This is a genomic window from Streptomyces indicus, assembly GCF_900100315.1.
Classification (GTDB): domain Bacteria; phylum Actinomycetota; class Actinomycetes; order Streptomycetales; family Streptomycetaceae; genus Streptomyces; species Streptomyces indicus.
Map to the genome: position 1 here is coordinate 1 of NZ_FNFF01000038.1, position 16,720 is coordinate 16,720.

Here is a 16,720-nt window from a genome sequence, read left to right on the forward strand (position 1 = left end):
CCCCCTGACGAGTAACTCCCTCAACAAGTGGGCCGCCGGGATCTCGGACACGCTCGCCCTCGGCCTGATCACGGAAGGGATCGGCCTCGGCCTGCCCATCGTGGCGTTGCCTCATTGGAACGACGCCCAGGGCCGCCACCCCGCCGCCGCCCGCAGCGTCGCCGAGCTGCGCGCGGCCGGGGTGGCGCTCCTCCTGGGGGACGGCGACGCCCCCGGGTTCGTCCCGCACAAGCCCCGCCACGGAGACGTGCACGCCTACCCGTGGGAGCTCGCCCTCGACGCCCTGCCGGCATCCTGACGAACCCGCTCCTCCCCGCGCCCGGTCCCCCAGGGGCCGGGCGCGCGTTGTGCCCGGTGAAACCCGACGGCGCCCCGGCGCGGACGTGCGCGAGGATCACAGGGCACGCCCCGCCGGGCGTGCGGGACAGAAAGGGGGAGACGTGGAAGCCCTACCGAACCCGAGGGACCTCGTCGACGGACTACCCGGCGGCGCGCTCGGCCTCGGCGGGGGCGGCCTGTTCGCTGTGCTGGTCGTCGTCGCGGTGCTCGCCAACCAAGGCACCCCGGCGGACCGCGAGAAGTTCAACCGGAGCGTTGAACAGTTCTTCGGCAACGCCGCCGCCGGCATCGGCCGGTACGTCACCGGCCGCGAGCTCACGGGGGAGGCCCGCAGCGAGGCGACGTGGTGGAAAGCGGGCGCACCGCTGCCCGACGACAAGGCCACCGAGACCCCCGTCGAGCAGCTCGGCGCGCACCCCGGCGCCCCGGCCGCCGTCTCGTTCGACAAGCCGTCCAAGGCCCGCCGAGCCGTCCGCGCCGCCACCGCCCCGGTGCGCCTCCTCGTCGGCGCCCTCGCGGGTATCTGGCGTGTTCTGCGCGCATGGTCCCGGTGGCCGTACGCCGCCCGCTCGGCGGCCCGCCTCGCCCCGGTTCCGCTCGCCTGGGGGTGGTGGCGATTCCCCGCCGAAACCGAACTCGCGCTATACGCAATCGCGTTGGCCGCCTTTGTCGTTGCCCTCACCAGCCCGGCCGGACTGGGGTGGTGGCGCGTCCGTCCCGTGTGGACAGATGGACAAATCTACGGGCCGGGCGTGTGGGTGGCGGTGCGTCAGATCCTCCGAATGGAGGACACGGAACCGCGCTCCCGTTGGCTTTCAGTGCCCGACGACGTCCGCGCGGACGGCGCTCGAATTGTGCTGCGCATTCCGGCGAGTTGGATCGGCGGACCCGAGGCCGTCGGGGCAATCGAGCGCATCATCGAGGAGCGGGTTCCCGGTGAATGGGTTCCCCAGTGGGAGCGCACCGGCAAGGAGCATTACGTCCAGTGGACCCCCGCGCCTAAGCCCACACCGAAACCCGTCCTCCCTGAATTTGTCCCGTGGAAGTCGACCGGAGACCCGCGCCGTGTGTTCGTCGGCCTCGCAATCGAGGGAGATTCGATTGTCGACGCCGTCATTCAAACGCAGTCCGCTACGCCGCATTGGGGTGTGGCCGGTGCCACCGGTTCCGGTAAGTCGACGGTGCTATACATTCCCGTCGTGCACGGCCGTATGAATGGCGAGTTGATCGACATTCTCGACACGAAGCGGAACAGCCTCGCCGAGGCCGAAGGGTATTCAGGCGTCCGCATTCACAAGACGGTGCGCGAATGCATCGCTGCATTCGCCGAATTCCTCACGTCGATGATGGCGGCCGAAGCTGCAATGCAAAAGGGTGCCGATCCGGCGCTACGCGCCCAGCTCGTACCCCGCACGCTTGTGGTCGACGAACTGCCGACCTTGATCAAGCTCGCATATACGTGGTGGCGCTACGGCCTCAAGGGGAAGGGAACGCCTCCCTTCCTTGACTGGCTCTCTATCATCCTCCTGCAAGGCCGGTCCTCGAATCACCGTGTCGTCGTCGGGACGCAGCAGTTCGCCAACGCCTTTTTCGGCGGCACGATGGAGCGCGCCCAGATCGGCACAAAGATTGCCGTCGGACAGCAGGACCGCGTTTCGTGGGGTGTGGCATTCGGGCAGAGCACACCCGTTCTCGGATACAACACCGACGTAAAGGGCCGCGGCGCCTACTCGGACCAGAGGAAAGACCCCGACGCCGATTACCTGTACGTCCGGGAGATTCAGCCGAGCTACATCACGCCGGAAGTCGGACAGTTCCTTTCGATGTGCCAGCAGGCCCCGGCCTGGTTCGATGCCGGCGCCATGGCGCCGTGGATCACGCCCGACGTCCTCGACGAGGTCAACGAGACCGCCGCGACGGCCGCATTCCTCCCCGGCGGCAAGTACGGGCCCGCTGCACTCCCCCCTGTCGGCACCACGGCAGCGAGAGGGATCACGGGGGGTTCGCCCAGCTCACAGCACACGACAGCAGCCCTCACGACAGGGGGCACGACAGGCGGCACGACAGGTGCCGGCGCCGAGCTCGTCCCCGCCGAGACCGAGGACCAGGCCGAGGACGTCGTCGAGACGTACAGCCTCGCCCAGGCGTTTGAGCGCGGCATCATCCCGCACAAGCCGAGCACCATCCGGACGTACTTCAAGCGCGGCGAAAAGCGCGGCATCAAGGCCCCGGAAGGCATCACCGATGGGGCGACTTCCTTCTACAGCGAGGAGGAGCTCACGGCTTGGCTTGCGGAATGGCAGGCGTGGCAGGACAAGAACAACACCGCGCCGCCGCCGCGCAAGAGCGCCGAGACGGACAAGGAAACCGAGGAGGCCCCAAGTGCCTAATCCTGCCCAGGTGAAGGAGATCGCCCGTGAATACCTCGCCGAGGAGGGAGCCGACCTGAAAGAAGGAAAGGCCGCTTTCCTGTCGGTCGATCTGGTTCACGGTCGTATCCGCACCTACTCGGCCGACGAGTACGCCGATATCGCTCCCGTCCTCGTCGGTATCGGATGGCACATGCGATGGCCTATCCCGCCAGTCGACAACGCGACGGCAAATGCACTGATCGCCGATACTGCAAGCCATGCCGACAACCTGTTCAACATGGTTACGGTGAGGGTCGAACCCGACCCGCACGGCGTAATTCTGTACGCCGGTGCGGGAACCTCAATCGACGCCATCCAAAGACGGTGCGCACGGGAGTGGAGAGCCTTCTGCGAGGAACCCCGGAGGGCCTAAAGAGAAAAGCGGACGGGGGCGCCGAGTCATCACTCGGTGCCCCCGTCCGCGTTTGTAGCGGGTGGCTCCTGTCTTAATGAAGTGAGCAATTCCGCCGGTACTCCAAAGGCTCTAGAAAGGATGGGGAACCAGCGAGGCGGGACCTTCTGTCGGCCGCGCTCGACATGGCAGTACGTTGATTTGGAAACCTTGAGTGCGCGGGCGACGTCCTTTGCGAGCATTCCGGCAGTGAGGCGCAGGGATACCAGCGAAAGCGCTTCGCCGTCGTCGATCAATTCCGCCACCGGCACGCCGAGGACATTCGCAAGGAGTTGCAGCCGGTCGGGCCGAGGAAGCCGACCCGTTGTTTCCCAGGTCGACACCGCAGCCCGAGAACAGCCCAAAGAGGCTGCCAATTGACTTTGCGTCATCCCGCGCTTTCTGCGCAGGTGCCGCAGCCGCTCACGGCGTATGCGCACCCGTCCCGCCCCCCGTCTCGTTTGGCCGTGTGGGGCGGCACTCTAGCGCCCTTGATCACCTCCGTGGACGCCCATGTCACAGCCCAGCCACAACCCGCCGGGAGTGGTTACCAACTTCTTTGACGCTGTGATCGAACGCGGCATATGGTCGATCATCGAGTGGCTACATGTGCCCAAGTGGGCCTAGTTGCGGGGGAGGTTACGGGGAGTGGCGTCGTTTGGAACCATCGCCCGGAAGGTCATGGGTCTGCCGGAGCCAACCGGCAAGGACGGAAGCGGCGAGAAACCGACGGCCGGTGTTCCACGCCAGACCGAGGCGGCACCACCCCGGCCGGTGAACCCGTGGGAGTCCGCGGGCGCCGAGCTGCGGCAGCAGACCGCCGCCGGGACGGCCGGGAAGGGGGCCCGGCCCGCGCCGTCGAGAACCTCCTCGGGCACCCCGTGGACCCCGCAGGACGAACGGTCGGGCGCCGTGTTCGTGAAGCGCCTCGGCCGCGGCCTGGTCTGGTTCGTCGTCATTCTGGCCGCCGTCACCGGAGTGCGGGCCTGGTTCATCCCGCCCAAGGCGCCGGCACCCAAGGCCCCCACCGTGAAGACCGAGGCGGCCTACCCCAACGAGGCGGCGCAGGCCGTCGCCGCCCGGTTCGCCCGCGCCTACCTCGGGTGGGACGAGAGCAAGGCTGAGGAGCGCGAGCAGCTCCTCGCGTCCGTCCTGCCCCCGGACACCGACGCCACCATGGGATGGGACGGGCACGGCCGCCAAGACGTGCTAGCCGTCCAGCCGGGCGCGGTGACCCCGACCAAGAACGCCCAGGCGCGCGTACGCGTTGACGTACTGGTCCGGCCCGTGGCCGAGGCCGAACCCGCCAAGGACAAGAAGAAGGCGGCGGCCCCCGCCGAGCAACCGGCCCGATGGGTCGGCCTCGACATCCCGGTTGCCCAGTCCGGCGGACAGATCGTCGTCACCGGTCGGCCGGGCCTCGTCGGCATCCCCAAGCACGGACCCAAGGCGCCGGACGCGCCCACCACACAGACCGACCCCGAACTGAGTACGCAGACCGAGGGCGCCGTCGACAAGTTCTTTGCGGCGTACGCGGCGGGCGACACGGACGCCGTCACGGCGCCGGGCGCGAGCGTGCCGGCACTCCCGGCCGGGGTCGAGTACAAGGGCCTCGTCTCCTGGTCCGCCGACGCCGGAAGCGGCGACAGTCGCGCCGGGACCGCCCGCGTGTCCTGGTCCCTCGGCGGGGCCTCGGTCGAGCAGGTCTACCGCGTGACCATCACGCGGGTGTCGACGTCGGACGCCCACCGCTGGCAGGTTGACGACGTCCGGGGCGGGTCGGCCTGACCCGCCAATGTCCCCAGCTCATAAATCATGAGCACCTGTCATAACTCCTGGCTAACCTGCCCGTTCACGTACAAGGGGGAACCCGTGGAACCTGTGCACCGCCTCGTCGAGCTCGCCGCGCCACTCACCACCGGGGCGGAGCTCAAAGACTGGATCTTGATTGTGGTCGGGAACCTCTTCGCCGCGTTCCTCGCGGTGAGGGCCCTCGGGCACTTCCTCAAGAAGGAGTGGGGAGAGATGGTCACCCTCGGGGTGGCCGCCGTGTTCGTCGGCGCGATCATCTGGGCCCCCGACGCCGTACAGGGCTTCCTTACGGGCGTGTGGGGCAAGGTCTCGGGGTCCGCCTGATGCGCGTAGGGCACACGTACACCAGGCATTTTGACCTTGAGACCAAGCAACACGAGTTGCTCGGCATGGACTTGGGGGAGGGGGCGCCGCGCCGCGCCCTCGTCCTGGGGCTCGTGCTCTACGCGCTGTGGACCGGGGCCCTGTTGCTCCTCTTCGGCCTCCCGTCCAAGATCACGTTTACGCTCTACTTCCTGCCCCCGCTGATCACCGCCGTCTACGGCACGCAGCGATCACGGGTAATCGAGCGCCGATGGAACATCACCCGGTGGAGCATCGGGGTTCGGTACCTCGTCCTGGGCCACCGGCCGATCATCAGCGCCGGACGCCGCGCCGCCAACCGAAGCGAGTGGATCAGCCGCCGCGCCCGGTGGGCGGGTAAGGCCGAGCTCCTCGCCGAGTCGCCGCTCGGCCCGCTCGTCGAGCGCTGGCTCGGCGCCGAGGAGTCCGTCCCGCCCGGTGCCGGCGCCCCGGTCCGACTTGCCGCACGCCCTCGCCTGTACGGCCCTGACGCCGTCGGCAAGGCGTACGGCCGCAAGGCAATGCAGCAGTACAGGGGGAACACGTCGTGAAGGTTCTACAGAAGGTCGGGACGTTCCTCGGGGTGGGCGGTGACCGCTCGGCGATGCCGCCGCAGTACGTCGCCCTGGCCGACGGCCTCGTCATCACCGACAGCCACACGGAAGCGTGGTACGTCCTCGCCTCCTCGAACACCGACCTCATGTCCGAGACCGCGAGGGACGGCGAGCTCGACGCCGCGAACTCGGCCCTCGCGCGCACCCTCGCCGGGCACGACTGCCACCTTCGGGTGTTGTGGTCCCCGCTGCACGCCGAGGACTACGCCGCCGAGGCCGCCGAGATGTTCACCGCCGGGGACTGGCAGGAGTGGGCACAGATCCGCGTCGGCCGCCTCGAACAGATCGCCCTGCCGACGCGTCACCTCCTCCTCGGCGTCCGCCTCACCGAGCGCGCCGGGCAGGCGCAGAAGCTCGGCCGCCGAGGCGTCGAGGGCGGCCTCGGCCTCGGCTCCTCGACCGTCGGTTCCCGCGAGCTCGCCCGCCTTGACGCCCAGATGCGCCGCCTCGGCCGACGTCTGGAGTCCTCTCCGTGGAAGGCGCAGCCCGCATCCGTCGAGATGCTCGCATGGATGATCAGCCGCGAGCAGCACCGCGGAACGCCGCTCCCCGCCCCCCGTGCCGGCGTCATCGCGGGCGCCAAGCTCGCCGCCCTCACGCGCGGGCGCATCCTGCCCCACCCCGACCACCTGCGGGTGGTCGACGCCCACGGCGACGTGACGGCCTGGGTGTCGGTGCTGACCATGTCCGGGTTCCCCGAGCAGATGGAGAGCCCCGGAAACGGCGAGTGGCTGCGAGTCCTCTCCGAGATCAACTACGTGCCGGACGTGGACGAGGAGGGCCTCGACCCGGACCTCGACCCGGCCGCGCTCATCCAGCCGGTGAGCCCCGAGGCGTCCGTACGGTTCCGCGTGATGCCCAAGCGGGACGCGCTCAAGAAGGTGGACGAGGCCCGCAGGCTCGCCAAGGAACAGCGCCGCAGTGCCTCGAAGGCGTCGGCCGAGGACCCCGGCCGGGACATCGAGGAGACCGAGGACGTCATGGCCGAGCTCACCCGCGACATGCGGCGTGAGGACGTGACCCTCGTCGAGGATCACCCCCGGCTCGTCGTGACGAGCGAGACGTCCCTCGAAGACCTCCGGGCCCGCATTGACGCGGTGATCACGCACTATGGCGGGTTCGGGATCGAGGTCACCGTCGGCGAGGAGGAGCAGCGCGAGCTCTGGCTCGAAATGCAGCCGGGCGACCAACTGCGGGTGCCCGACCTCGGCCACGTCCGCGACGTGACGGCCCTGTCCGGCTCCTGGTGGTGGGGCGGCGCCAAGGTCGGCGACGACCGCGGCCCCATCGTCGGGTACCTGACCGGCAGCACGCCCGGTGTCTTCCGTAACGACGTGACGGCCGGGTCGGACAGGGGCGACGCGACGACGACGGCGTTCGTCGGCCGGTCCGGACGAGGCAAAACCACGGCGATGATGCTCTCGCTCCTCGACGCCGGATTCCGCGGCTCCTACGCCCTGGCGCTGGACTTCAAGGGCGACCTTGGCGGCCTGGTGACGGCGGCCCGCCGCTACGGCTTGAACGCTCACCTCGTCGAGACCGGCCCCAAGTTCGCCGGGGCCGTCGACCTGTTCAAGCTCCTGGCGTCCGAGGGTGTCGACGTTGCCCGCGGTGAAGTGCCGGCGCAACTCTCCGTTGCCATCCCCGAGTGGCTGCGCGAGGCCGGGGCCGAGACCCCGATCACCCGCGCGGTGAACGAGGTCATCGCCCAGGGCGAGCCCGCCACCTGGAAGGTGATCGAGTACCTGCGGCAGATGGACGACGAGCTCGGCCGCAAGGCGGGTGAGGCCCTGTACGAACTCGCGCAGAACGCCTTGGGTGCGCCGTTCATGGGCCGCCCGACCGGTGAGGGATCGCCCATCACCCCCGAACCGGGGATCTTCGTCGTGCAGATGCCGGGCCTGTCCCTGCCGCAGCCCGAGGAGGGCCGCCGGGACTGGACTCCCATGAAGCGCCTGAGTGTCGCCCTCATGCACTCCATGTTGGCGTTCGGTGTCACCACCGCAGGCCGTCGAGACCTGCGCGGCCTGCGCAAGGTCGTTGCCGTCCCGGAGGTCCACGTCCTCACGGCGACCCGGGAAGGATCGTCGTTCTTGCAGTACATCGCCCGAGTGGGCCGCGCCCTGGCGACGTCGCTCCTCCTGGACACGCAGGACCCCGAGTCGCTCGTCTCCATGGTCGGCGTCCTCGAACAGCTCACCACCGTTGCCGGGTTCCAGCTCACCACCCGCGAGCAACAGAACGCCTTGGCCGAGCTCCTCAGCCTGCCCAAGGACGCCCACACCCGGGCCCTGATTCAGTCCGTCGGCCTCCTGCCCGATGGCGAGATTCGGCACGGCCATTGCGTGATCCGTGACCGCCGGTTCTCCTGCGCCACCGTCCAGTGGGACGTACCAAGCGCCGAGCTCTTGACCCTCCTCGACACCTCGCCCAAGGCGGCCGACCAGTCCGCCGACGACACCCCCGTGAGCATGGAAAAGGTGGACGCATGAAGCGCACCGCGACGGCCGCCGTACTGGCCGCCGGCATCCTCGCCCTTGCCGGATGCTCCTCGGACGGCGGTGGCGGGACCAAGGACAGCAACCCGAGTGCCGGCGGCCAACAGGCCCCGAAGGGCGACGCGCTCGTGAAGGTGGCCAAGCAGTACCAGGAGGCCGCCAACCGCGAGGACTGGAAGACCGCTTGCGGCCTCAGCTCCTCGCGGCTGCGCGGCGGCACGGTCGAGGAGTGCGCCGACAGGCTCACCGTGGATGAGCCCACGCCCGACCCGAGCGAGACGAGCCCCTCGCCGTCGTTCTCCCCGCCGACGTACGCCGACGGCTCGACACCCGAACCCGTCGCGTCCCGCACGCCCACCGGGCCGGACCGCGCCGACACCGGCCCCGTCTCGGCCTCGGACGTCGTCGAGGTCTCGGCCGTCGAGGACCACCCGGCCGGGTACGGCGTGCTCGTCACCTACACCGTGAAGTGGCCCGACAAGGACGCCACCACCAAGCGCCGCGCGCTGCGCCTGGTCCAGCAGGGCGGGGCCTGGCTCGTCGACCAGCACGAGGACGTACAAGAGGGCGACATGGGGCACGGCTCGCCGGTCCGCACCGCCCTGTCAGGGGGGTAACAGTGCTCGTCTACTACAACTTGCCGCGGCTGCGGACCCTGTTGATTCCGCTCCTGTTCGCCTTCACCACGTTGATGGTGTTCGCCGGACAGGCACACGCTGCGGATATCGACCCAACGGGAATCGGCGACCTCATGCCGTCGCCTGATTCCAAGGTGCCCGAGGGGGAGGGCACCCTCTATGAGACGTACAGCAATCCGTCTCTGTGGCAGCTCGATTCCGATTTCGGTAAGTGGGACGTTCTCGACCCGATGGCCGAGGCCATCGCGGATATCTGCATGGGCCTGATCGCCGTACTCGGTACGGCGTGCATCGTGATCGTGCAGTGGATTTTCCAACTGACTACGATCCCGGAACTTGAGAACGCCATCACGAAGGCCATCGGCGGGGCCGCTAAGGGCCTTACCGTGACGCTCCTTCCGAGCGCGCTCGCCGTTGGCGGCCTGGTGGCGTTCGTCCAGCACCGGAAGGGCGGCGGGGGCGGGGGCCTGTCGCAAATCGCCTGGGTGCTGATCTCCGGTGTGGTCTCGGTGTCGCTCCTGACCAGTCCTCAGACCTGGGTCGGTGGCATCGACAGTGCCCGTCAGGTCGGGTCGAGCGTCACCATGAACGCCACGTCGCAGGGTCTCGGCGACGGGTCGGGCGACTTCCCGTTCGAGCTCGGCCATAAGCCGAAGTTCAGCGGCAACGGTCGGGATGACGCGCTCCGGAAATCGAGTGACGCCGTATGGCGCGCATATGTGGCGACCCCGTGGTGTGTCGCGGAATTCGGTTCCTTCGAGGTCTGCGAGAAGTACGGCAAAGACTTGTTGGACCAGGGCACCAACAAGGACAAGCGCAAGGAATGGTTGCAAGACACCGTCACTGACGAGGCGGTCGGCGGTGACTCCGTGAAGTGGCGTCAGGGGCATAGCCCCGTCGGCCGGATCATGGTCACCATCCCTGCCCTAATCTCCATCATCCTGTTTGCGGCCCTAATCCTGATGCTCGCCTTCACCTCCTTGGCGAGTCTCCTCGGCGCCCTCATGCTCCTGTTGACGGGCGTCATCTTCGCGTGCCTTTGGGTCATCCCCGGCCGCCCGCGTGAGTGGGGTCTCGCCTGGTTTGATCAGCTCCTCGCCCGGACCCTCGAAAGCCTCATCGCAACGATGGTGCTCGGCGCGGTCCTATCCCTACAGGCCGCCACGACGCAAATGTTCGGCACGTACGGGTGGCTCCCCACCAGCGGCCTGAGCATTGCCGCCGCCATCGTCGGGATGAACTTCCGCGCGGTCGTGGCCCAAATCTTCGGCGTCCGCGGCACCACTTCCGGGATGCTCGGCGGCCTCGCCGTCGCCAAGATGTTGAACCGAGGAGGCGGCGGAGGCCGCAGCCGCCGCCGCGGCGGCGACTTTGACCACCAGCCCGTGCGTACCGTGCCCGGCCGCGGACGTCGTCGAGGAGGCGGCGGAGGAGGCGGGGGCGGCGGGGGCGGCGACGACCTGCCGCAGCTCCCCGGCGGAGGAGGCGGCGCCGCCGACGACTCGGGTGTCATCCTCACCCGCGTACCGCGCCACCGGCCGCCCGCGCCGGCACCCCGGCCGCTCCCGGCGACGGCCGGGGCGGGGGCAGGCCCGGCGCTCCCACCCGGTGGCGCCGGGGGCACTGCCGGCGGACGTTCCGACGCTCCGGTGATCACGCTCGACCGGGAGCGATCCGACGTCACCGGCAAGGCCCGCGCCACCCTGCCCCCGCAGCCGTCGAGGCCCCGCGCCGCACTGCCCGGGAGCAAGGAGGGCACCACGGCCCAGGCCGGGACCGCCGCAGGGGCAGGAGCCACGCGTCCGGCCATCGGATCGGGCCCGACTCCGGTCATGCGCCCGGAGAACGGCGCCCCGAACTACGCCTTCCGGCAGGCTCCGCCGCCCGCGCGGGCAGGCGAGCCCAAGATCATTCAGGCGACGGTGATCCGCAGCACGCCCAACGGCCCGCCACCGCGGCCGACCGGCAGCACGCAGCCGCCGCCCCGCGCCACTGCACCGGCCCGCCGCCCAGCGGCACCGGTCCCGGCGCCTAGGAACACCGGCCGACGGGGGTAAGCCATGGCGAAGAACGACGAACCGACCCCGGAGGAGTGGCGGGAGATCCTCGCCTCGTTCTCCTATCCCGAGGAGGTCAAGAAGACCGAGGGCCGCCGCGGACGGCGCGAGGCCAAGCGCGAGCACCGCGAGGACGTCCGCCGCCGTACGAAGGAGTACGTACGAGAGGAGCGTCGCCGCGACCCGCTGCGCCCCGCCGGGGCCCTGATCATCGTGTTGGTGATCCTGGGCCTCGGCGTCGGGGCCCGCTTCCTGTGGCCGAGCCTCCTCGGCGAGGGCCACAAGGGCGACCGCGTCACGACCACCGCAAGCCCGACGCCCGGCGGCGCCCAGGAGGACGAGGAGCCCGCGGCGACGCCGAGCAGCTCCTCGCCGTCGCCGAGCGCCTCGGCGGCCGTCGACCTCAGCAAGCCGGACCACGTCGCCGAGGAGGCCGTCCGGATCTACCTCACCCGCAACCCGCCCAAGGACGGCGACCACACGGCGAGCGTTCTCCGGGCCGAGCCGTACATGACGGCGGCCCTGGTCGAGAACCTCGCCGGACACACCGACCCGGGATGGGCCAAGCTCGTCAGCCGCGGGGGAGTGGCCACCGTCCGCACGGTCAAGGTCGAGCCCGCCGGCACTGATCTGCCGGTGGACACCCCCGTTCGTGTCTGGCGGAAGACCACGGCGAAGGTAGACGTCGAGGGATACGAGGACTACAGCGAAACCACCGTGCTACAGGTCGAGTTGACCAACGGCGACGGCGACGGGTGGCGCGTCTCCCGAATCCTGGGGCTGTAGTGGACGGACGCGACGCCGTCCGGACCCTGGGCCGTTTCGCCGGGACCGGACTCAAGATCAAGGCCACCGCCATAGCGTCCGTGGTGTTTGTGATCTTCCTGTTCGTCGTCGGCATCTTCGGTGCCGGCATCGGCGGGAAGGCGTTCGCCGACTCCTGCGGCGAACGCGGAACACCCGGCGTCGACTACGGCGACGACGGCGAGGGCACCGCCCAACAGCCAACCGGCAACATCCGGAAGAACCAGATAGCGAACGCCAAGATCATTGACAAGGTGGCCGACGACGGCGGCCTGTCCGGACGGGCAACGCTCATCGGCCTGATGACCGCCCTACAGGAGTCGACCCTCCTCAACCTCGATCACGGCCACCTCGACTCGATCGGCCTCTTCCAACAGCGGCCGTCCCAGGGCTGGGGAACGAAGACACAGATCATGCAGCCCAAGTACGCGGCCGGCATGTTCTTCTTCGGCGAGAACCGCGACACCACCGCCGGAATCCACGGCCTGACCGACATAAAGGGCTGGGAGACGATGGGCCTCGGGCAGGCCGCACAGGCGGTGCAGGCATCCGCCCACCCCGAGCTGTACGACGGCCAGGAGGACGCCGCCCGGAAGATCGCCAAAGAGGCCGGGATCGACCTCGACCGCCCCGGCAAGGGCGGCGACGCCGACGAGGACCAGGACCAGGGCGACGACACCGCCACCGGCAACGAGGACCAGGGCGACGACCCCAACGGCCAGTGCTACCCGGAAGACGCCGAGGACCGCCCCGGCAAGCCCGGTGCGGCCTTCCACGACGGTGACGCCCCGTGGCCCGCGAACGTCAAGAACCCCCGCAGCACCGAGGACGCCATCGCCTGGGCCGAGAAGGAGGCCAAGACGGGCGGGAAGGACTGGTATCGCGCCTGCCTCGCGTTCGTTGCCAGGGCGTACGGCTGGAGTTTCTCCGGGGTGCCCTACGCAATCGACCACTACCGCGAGATGCCGGCCAGCATGAAGCACGACAAGGACAGGAACCCGCCGCCCGGTGCCCTCATGTACTGGGAAACCGGCGGCCGAGCGGGTCACGTTGCTGTGTATCTCGGCGACGGGAAAATTGCCAGCAACGATATTCTCCGCCCGGGTTACATTGACGTGGTACCGGCCACCGACATTGAAACCAAGTGGGGTTCCACATACGTCGGTTGGGCACCACCGTATTTCCCCAAGGGTGGATAGATCGGAGAAAGACCAATGACCATCACCGACCCCGACACGATTCCCGCAACCCCGATCTACACCATCACCGTCAGCTCGAACGGCGTCGCCGCTGTCAACGGCGAGGAGGTCACCGAGCCGGGCCTCGACGCCAACGAGGCCCGCGTCCGCGCCCTCGCCGAGGTCCGGATCAAGGCGGCCTTTCACGGCCGCCCTGTCCGCGTGCTCGCCAAGGAGGCCGACGGGGCGGCCTGGCCCCTGATCGTGGACGTCAACGGCGACGTGGTGACGCTCGACCGTCCCCACCCGACGCCGCCGGCACCCGCGGCGGTACCGGCCCAGGCGTCCCCCGCGGCCCCCAGCTCCCCGGCCGCGGGCGAACCCGTCGTGACCCGCGCCCCGGAGGAGGCCCCGCAGCACCCGGCGGCCGGCACACAGGCCCGCGCCGTACAGCAGCCCGCCGCGCCGGATGCCGGCCGTGCCACGGCCGCCGTACCGCCCGAGTGGGCCGCGCCCCTCCCGCCGCAGTACGCGACGGCCTGGGCCGAAGTCGTCGAGCACGAGAGGGCGGGACGGCTCGTCGAGGCCATCGTCGCCGCCGCCCAGGTCGAGGCCGCCCTCGCGGGTGCCTTCGGCCCCCTCGCACCCCCCACGGTCAACGTGATGACCGTCCGGGCCACGTTCACCGTGCGCCGGGTCGAGGAGACAGAGGAATGGGCCGAGACGACGGAGCTCCTCGTCCAGACGGCGCAGCGCCGCCGCGAGGCAGGGGCCCCCGAGGACGAGACACAGCGCGTGATCAGCAACGCGCACGCCGCATGGGTCCGGCTCGCCCTGGAGGACGCCGAGGGCGCCCGCGAGACGGCCGAGTCGGTGCTCGCCCTCCTCGGGGACCGACCGGAGCACAAGCGGCGCGTAGAGGCCGTGTTCCGCCTCCTCGAATGGGGCGCAGCGAAGTAGCAGGGCGCCGCCGCCGAGAACGCGCGAGACCCCCCTCCCGACACACGGGGAGGGGGGTCTCGCGCGTTCCGGGCCGGGGCGCAGCAAGGGGGCGCAGCAAGGCGCGGCAGGGCGCAGCACAGGGCCTCAAGAGGCCCTGACGGGCCCTTTCTTCCGGGGCGTGGCCCAGGGTGCCACACGGCACGCCGCGCACCGCCCTGCGGGCCCTGGCGGGCCCTCCGGGCGAATCGCCGGGCGCCTTCGGCGCGTTCACCGGCGATTCGGTCCCGCTTCGCGGGACCGCCCTTTTGCCTGCGCCTTCGGCGCGCACCGGCAAAAGGGTTTTCGGCCCTGCGCCTTCGGCGCGCACCGGGCCGAAAAGCACGCGGCGTGCCGCGCGGCCTCCTGGGTCACGCCCCGGAAGCGCTACGCGAAAGGCGAGCTTTCAGTGAACCCAATTTGCTGCCCGCAGTGCGGAGGACTCTCCGCCTACTGCGTCCGGCCTGACGGCCTGTTCCAGTGCCCCGAATGCGGGGACCTCCTCGACCGCCGCGACATTGACCTCGACGGAATGGAGGTCTGGGGAGTAGCGGCCGACGGAACCCTGTCGACCACCACCGACCCGGCCCACTCCCTTGACTGCCTCATGGAGGCAATCGAGGACTTCCTCACCGCCGACGAGTGCCCGAACGCCGAATACGCCCGCCTCGACTCGATGCGGAACGCGACGGAATCCCTCGCGGCGTACATCGACGCTCGCCGCCTCGGAATCAAGCGGCCCGAATTCGGTTACACCGAGGAAAGCGTTCGGACCGCCGTCAACGCGGGTGCCGACATGGTCCTCGGCGCGATCAGCCTCGGCGAGCCCGAAGAGGACGCAATCAACCTCGTCGTGAACGCCGCAATTACGAGCCTCACCAACCCCGGCGCCTCTTTCGCCGAAATGGTCGAGGAGAACTACGGCGAGGACGCCGAAGAGGTCCGTTCGTGGTGGGGGTGGAGCAAGTGACCAACAACGAAACGCGTCGCTACGAACTCGGCGACCCGAACCAGGAATGCCGTTACCCGGTCCGATTCAACGGACTGCACATCGGCCGCATTTACCGGTGGCACGGCGTTTGGTACGCCGTCCCGGCCGGACAGAACGAAGAGATCCGAGTCGCCGCCGGAAGCGTCGGTAAGGAACTCGCCGCCGGTTACCTCGTCGCCATGTACGAGCTGCGGCAGATCACCCCGCAGAACTCCGAGGAGGACCAGGAGACCGCGCCCCGCGAATTGGTCGGGCCGGTGCCCCTCCTTCACCCGCGAATGCCTGCCACGCCCCGGAACACCGAGGCCGCGCGCAAGGCAATGGACGGACTCGCCGAATTCCTCTGGACCCCCCTCGGCGGCTACCCCGGGGCCGATAACCCGTGGTTCCTGCGGTGCCAGCTCTGCGGGTGGCAGGGCCCCCGCTACTGGTCCCACCTGCGCGGGCGCAACGGCAACCCGCCCTCGACGTTCCGGCACCCCGGGTGCCTCGACGCGGACAAGGTCCGCGCCGCAATCGCCGTCTACGGCAAGTGAAAGAAAGGGAAAGGGAAATGACGGACCTTTACGCGGACGGCGCCGCCGAGGCCAATAGGACCCGCGCACACTGGGCACTCACGGCCCTGGAAGCGTTCGGCAAAGAGACCGGGCAAAACTACATCGACGGCACCCTCGACGTGGGCGACGACGTACTCAGGGAATTGGGCGGCGACCTCCTCGCCGACCTGTTCCACCTCGCCCGCCTCAACGGCTGCGCCCCGGAACTCGTCATCGACGCGGGCCTCATGCACTTTGAGGCCGAGCTCGACGAGGAGCGGGCCGAGGAAATCGAGCCCTACCTCGAAAGGGCCAAGGCCGCAGGGGTCGAGCTCTCGCCCGGTGACTTCAACTGGGACGAGGACCGGCCGACCATCGACGGGATGGAACCCGCCGACTGGCTCGACCACATGACGGACTGACAGAACGGCCTAGGTAACGACTAGGCAACAGAAAAAGGGTGGCCGGTGAATGGCCACCCTTTTTCCGTGCCCAAATGCGCGGCCAATCGACAGCCCTTCGGGCTGGGCCGCCTCTATGTGGCCTTCGGCCACGGGCGGCCTGGTCCCGCTTCGCGGGCCCGAAAGGAAACCCGCCCCCCTAAGTGGCCTTCGGCCACGGGGCGGGAAAGACCCGGCCCTATCGGGCCGCCGCTATCGCGGTGGGCCCCTTTAAGGCGCTTCGCGCCGGGGCCCGCCCCTGCGGGGCAAAGGAAAACGGCCTTCGGCCGTTTGGAAAACGAGCGCTAAGGTATTCTGATAAAGCCTCGGAATCACTCAGAAAAGGCACCCAATAAAGAGGCGACCACCACGCTTGACAAAGAATTGGGTAACCCTTATGGTGAGGAAGCATTAAGGAATTCGATAAAGGGAGGTGAGGGAAATAGAAGACAAGTTCGAGGGAAACGGAACCGACGAGGTCACCCCCACCCCTCCTAGCCAGCCTAGCCGCGAAGCGGCAAAACCCCAGCTCAGAGGCCGCGAAGCGGCCCCAGCAACCCCCACGGCCGCCGTGAAACGGCGGCCCGGCTCCGCGAAGCGGAGCCCTCGACGGCGTGAAACGCCGTCAGGGGATCGGCGAAGCCGATCCCTGGTGGTAAGCGGCGAAGCCGCTTACGGACCCGCGCGCGGG

At 69.3% G+C, this 16,720-nt stretch carries 15 protein-coding genes and 1 pseudogene; 15 read left to right on the forward strand and 1 reads right to left on the reverse strand.

Annotated features, from left to right (window positions below; translation table 11 throughout):
- The 3 genes and pseudogenes from BLT97_RS36930 to BLT97_RS36940 all read left to right on the forward strand — a co-directional run.
- Positions 1–298 (forward strand): annotated as a pseudogene (locus tag BLT97_RS36930) (flavoprotein); the annotation flags it as partial.
- Between the two features lie 142 nt (positions 299–440).
- Complete coding sequence (locus tag BLT97_RS36935) at positions 441–2,729, forward strand: type IV secretory system conjugative DNA transfer family protein (protein ID WP_093618417.1); 2,289 nt, start codon at positions 441–443, stop codon at positions 2,727–2,729.
- Between the two features lie 10 nt (positions 2,730–2,739).
- On the forward strand, positions 2,740–3,123 hold the full coding sequence (locus tag BLT97_RS36940) for a hypothetical protein (RefSeq protein WP_093618419.1): 384 nt from the start codon (positions 2,740–2,742) through the stop codon (positions 3,121–3,123).
- A 29-nt stretch (positions 3,124–3,152) separates the two neighbouring features.
- Here BLT97_RS36940 and BLT97_RS39155 read toward each other — a convergent pair whose 3' ends face one another.
- Complete coding sequence (locus BLT97_RS39155; protein WP_143041453.1) at positions 3,153–3,581, reverse strand: helix-turn-helix domain-containing protein; 429 nt, start codon at positions 3,579–3,581, stop codon at positions 3,153–3,155.
- A 208-nt stretch (positions 3,582–3,789) separates the two neighbouring features.
- On the opposite strand from BLT97_RS39155, the gene BLT97_RS36950 reads away from it, so the two are divergent.
- The 12 genes from BLT97_RS36950 (at position 3,790) to BLT97_RS37005 (ending at position 16,011) form a co-directional block, all read left to right on the forward strand.
- The gene (locus BLT97_RS36950) at positions 3,790–4,929 is read left to right on the forward strand and encodes a conjugal transfer protein (RefSeq protein ID WP_143041454.1); all 1,140 of its coding nucleotides are present in this window, start codon (positions 3,790–3,792) and stop codon (positions 4,927–4,929) included.
- Positions 4,930–5,013: 84 nt separating this feature from the next.
- The gene (locus BLT97_RS36955; protein ID WP_107048055.1) at positions 5,014–5,277 is read left to right on the forward strand and encodes a hypothetical protein; all 264 of its coding nucleotides are present in this window, start codon (positions 5,014–5,016) and stop codon (positions 5,275–5,277) included.
- Positions 5,278–5,342: 65 nt separating this feature from the next.
- Positions 5,343–5,846, forward strand: coding sequence for a hypothetical protein (locus BLT97_RS36960; RefSeq protein WP_143041455.1), 504 nt, complete (start codon positions 5,343–5,345; stop codon positions 5,844–5,846).
- Positions 5,843–8,401, forward strand: coding sequence for an ATP-binding protein (locus tag BLT97_RS36965; RefSeq protein ID WP_093618427.1), 2,559 nt, complete (start codon positions 5,843–5,845; stop codon positions 8,399–8,401). Before BLT97_RS36960 ends, BLT97_RS36965 begins: the two co-directional genes overlap by 4 nt.
- Positions 8,398–9,024, forward strand: coding sequence for a hypothetical protein (locus BLT97_RS36970; protein ID WP_093618429.1), 627 nt, complete (start codon positions 8,398–8,400; stop codon positions 9,022–9,024). The genes BLT97_RS36965 and BLT97_RS36970 overlap by 4 nt, the downstream gene beginning before the upstream one ends.
- Before the next feature lie 2 nt (positions 9,025–9,026).
- The gene (locus BLT97_RS36975) at positions 9,027–11,102 is read left to right on the forward strand and encodes a hypothetical protein (protein ID WP_093618431.1); all 2,076 of its coding nucleotides are present in this window, start codon (positions 9,027–9,029) and stop codon (positions 11,100–11,102) included.
- Between the two features lie 3 nt (positions 11,103–11,105).
- Positions 11,106–11,888, forward strand: a complete 783-nt coding sequence (locus tag BLT97_RS36980) for a hypothetical protein (RefSeq protein WP_093618433.1) — start codon at positions 11,106–11,108, stop codon at positions 11,886–11,888.
- Complete coding sequence (locus BLT97_RS36985; RefSeq protein WP_093618435.1) at positions 11,888–13,105, forward strand: C40 family peptidase; 1,218 nt, start codon at positions 11,888–11,890, stop codon at positions 13,103–13,105. The genes BLT97_RS36980 and BLT97_RS36985 overlap by 1 nt, the downstream gene beginning before the upstream one ends.
- 15 nt (positions 13,106–13,120) lie before the next feature.
- On the forward strand, positions 13,121–14,044 hold the full coding sequence (locus BLT97_RS36990) for a hypothetical protein (RefSeq protein WP_093618437.1): 924 nt from the start codon (positions 13,121–13,123) through the stop codon (positions 14,042–14,044).
- 550 nt (positions 14,045–14,594) lie between these two features.
- Positions 14,595–15,032 carry a hypothetical protein gene (locus BLT97_RS36995; RefSeq protein WP_143041456.1) on the forward strand — a complete coding sequence of 146 codons (438 nt, stop codon included), beginning with the start codon at positions 14,595–14,597 and terminating at the stop codon, positions 15,030–15,032.
- A complete protein-coding gene (locus BLT97_RS37000) occupies positions 15,029–15,589 on the forward strand; it encodes a hypothetical protein (RefSeq protein ID WP_093618441.1) in 561 nt (186 codons plus the stop codon). Before BLT97_RS36995 ends, BLT97_RS37000 begins: the two co-directional genes overlap by 4 nt.
- A 17-nt stretch (positions 15,590–15,606) precedes the next feature.
- Complete coding sequence (locus tag BLT97_RS37005) at positions 15,607–16,011, forward strand: hypothetical protein (RefSeq protein ID WP_093618443.1); 405 nt, start codon at positions 15,607–15,609, stop codon at positions 16,009–16,011.
- The last annotated feature ends 709 nt before the right edge of the window (positions 16,012–16,720 follow it).

Bases quoted from the DNA above. Each gene is read 5' to 3' on its own strand.
- BLT97_RS36980 (WP_093618433.1), top strand. From the start codon at position 11,106: ATGGCGAAGAACGACGAACCGACCCCGGAGGAGTGGCGGGAGATCCTC.
- BLT97_RS36970 (WP_093618429.1), top strand. From the start codon at position 8,398: ATGAAGCGCACCGCGACGGCCGCCGTACTGGCCGCCGGCATCCTCGCC.
- BLT97_RS36990 (WP_093618437.1), top strand. From the start codon at position 13,121: ATGACCATCACCGACCCCGACACGATTCCCGCAACCCCGATCTACACC.
- BLT97_RS36960 (WP_143041455.1), top strand. From the start codon at position 5,343: ATGGACTTGGGGGAGGGGGCGCCGCGCCGCGCCCTCGTCCTGGGGCTC.
- BLT97_RS37005 (WP_093618443.1), top strand. From the start codon at position 15,607: ATGACGGACCTTTACGCGGACGGCGCCGCCGAGGCCAATAGGACCCGC.
- BLT97_RS36995 (WP_143041456.1), top strand. From the start codon at position 14,595: ATGGAGGTCTGGGGAGTAGCGGCCGACGGAACCCTGTCGACCACCACC.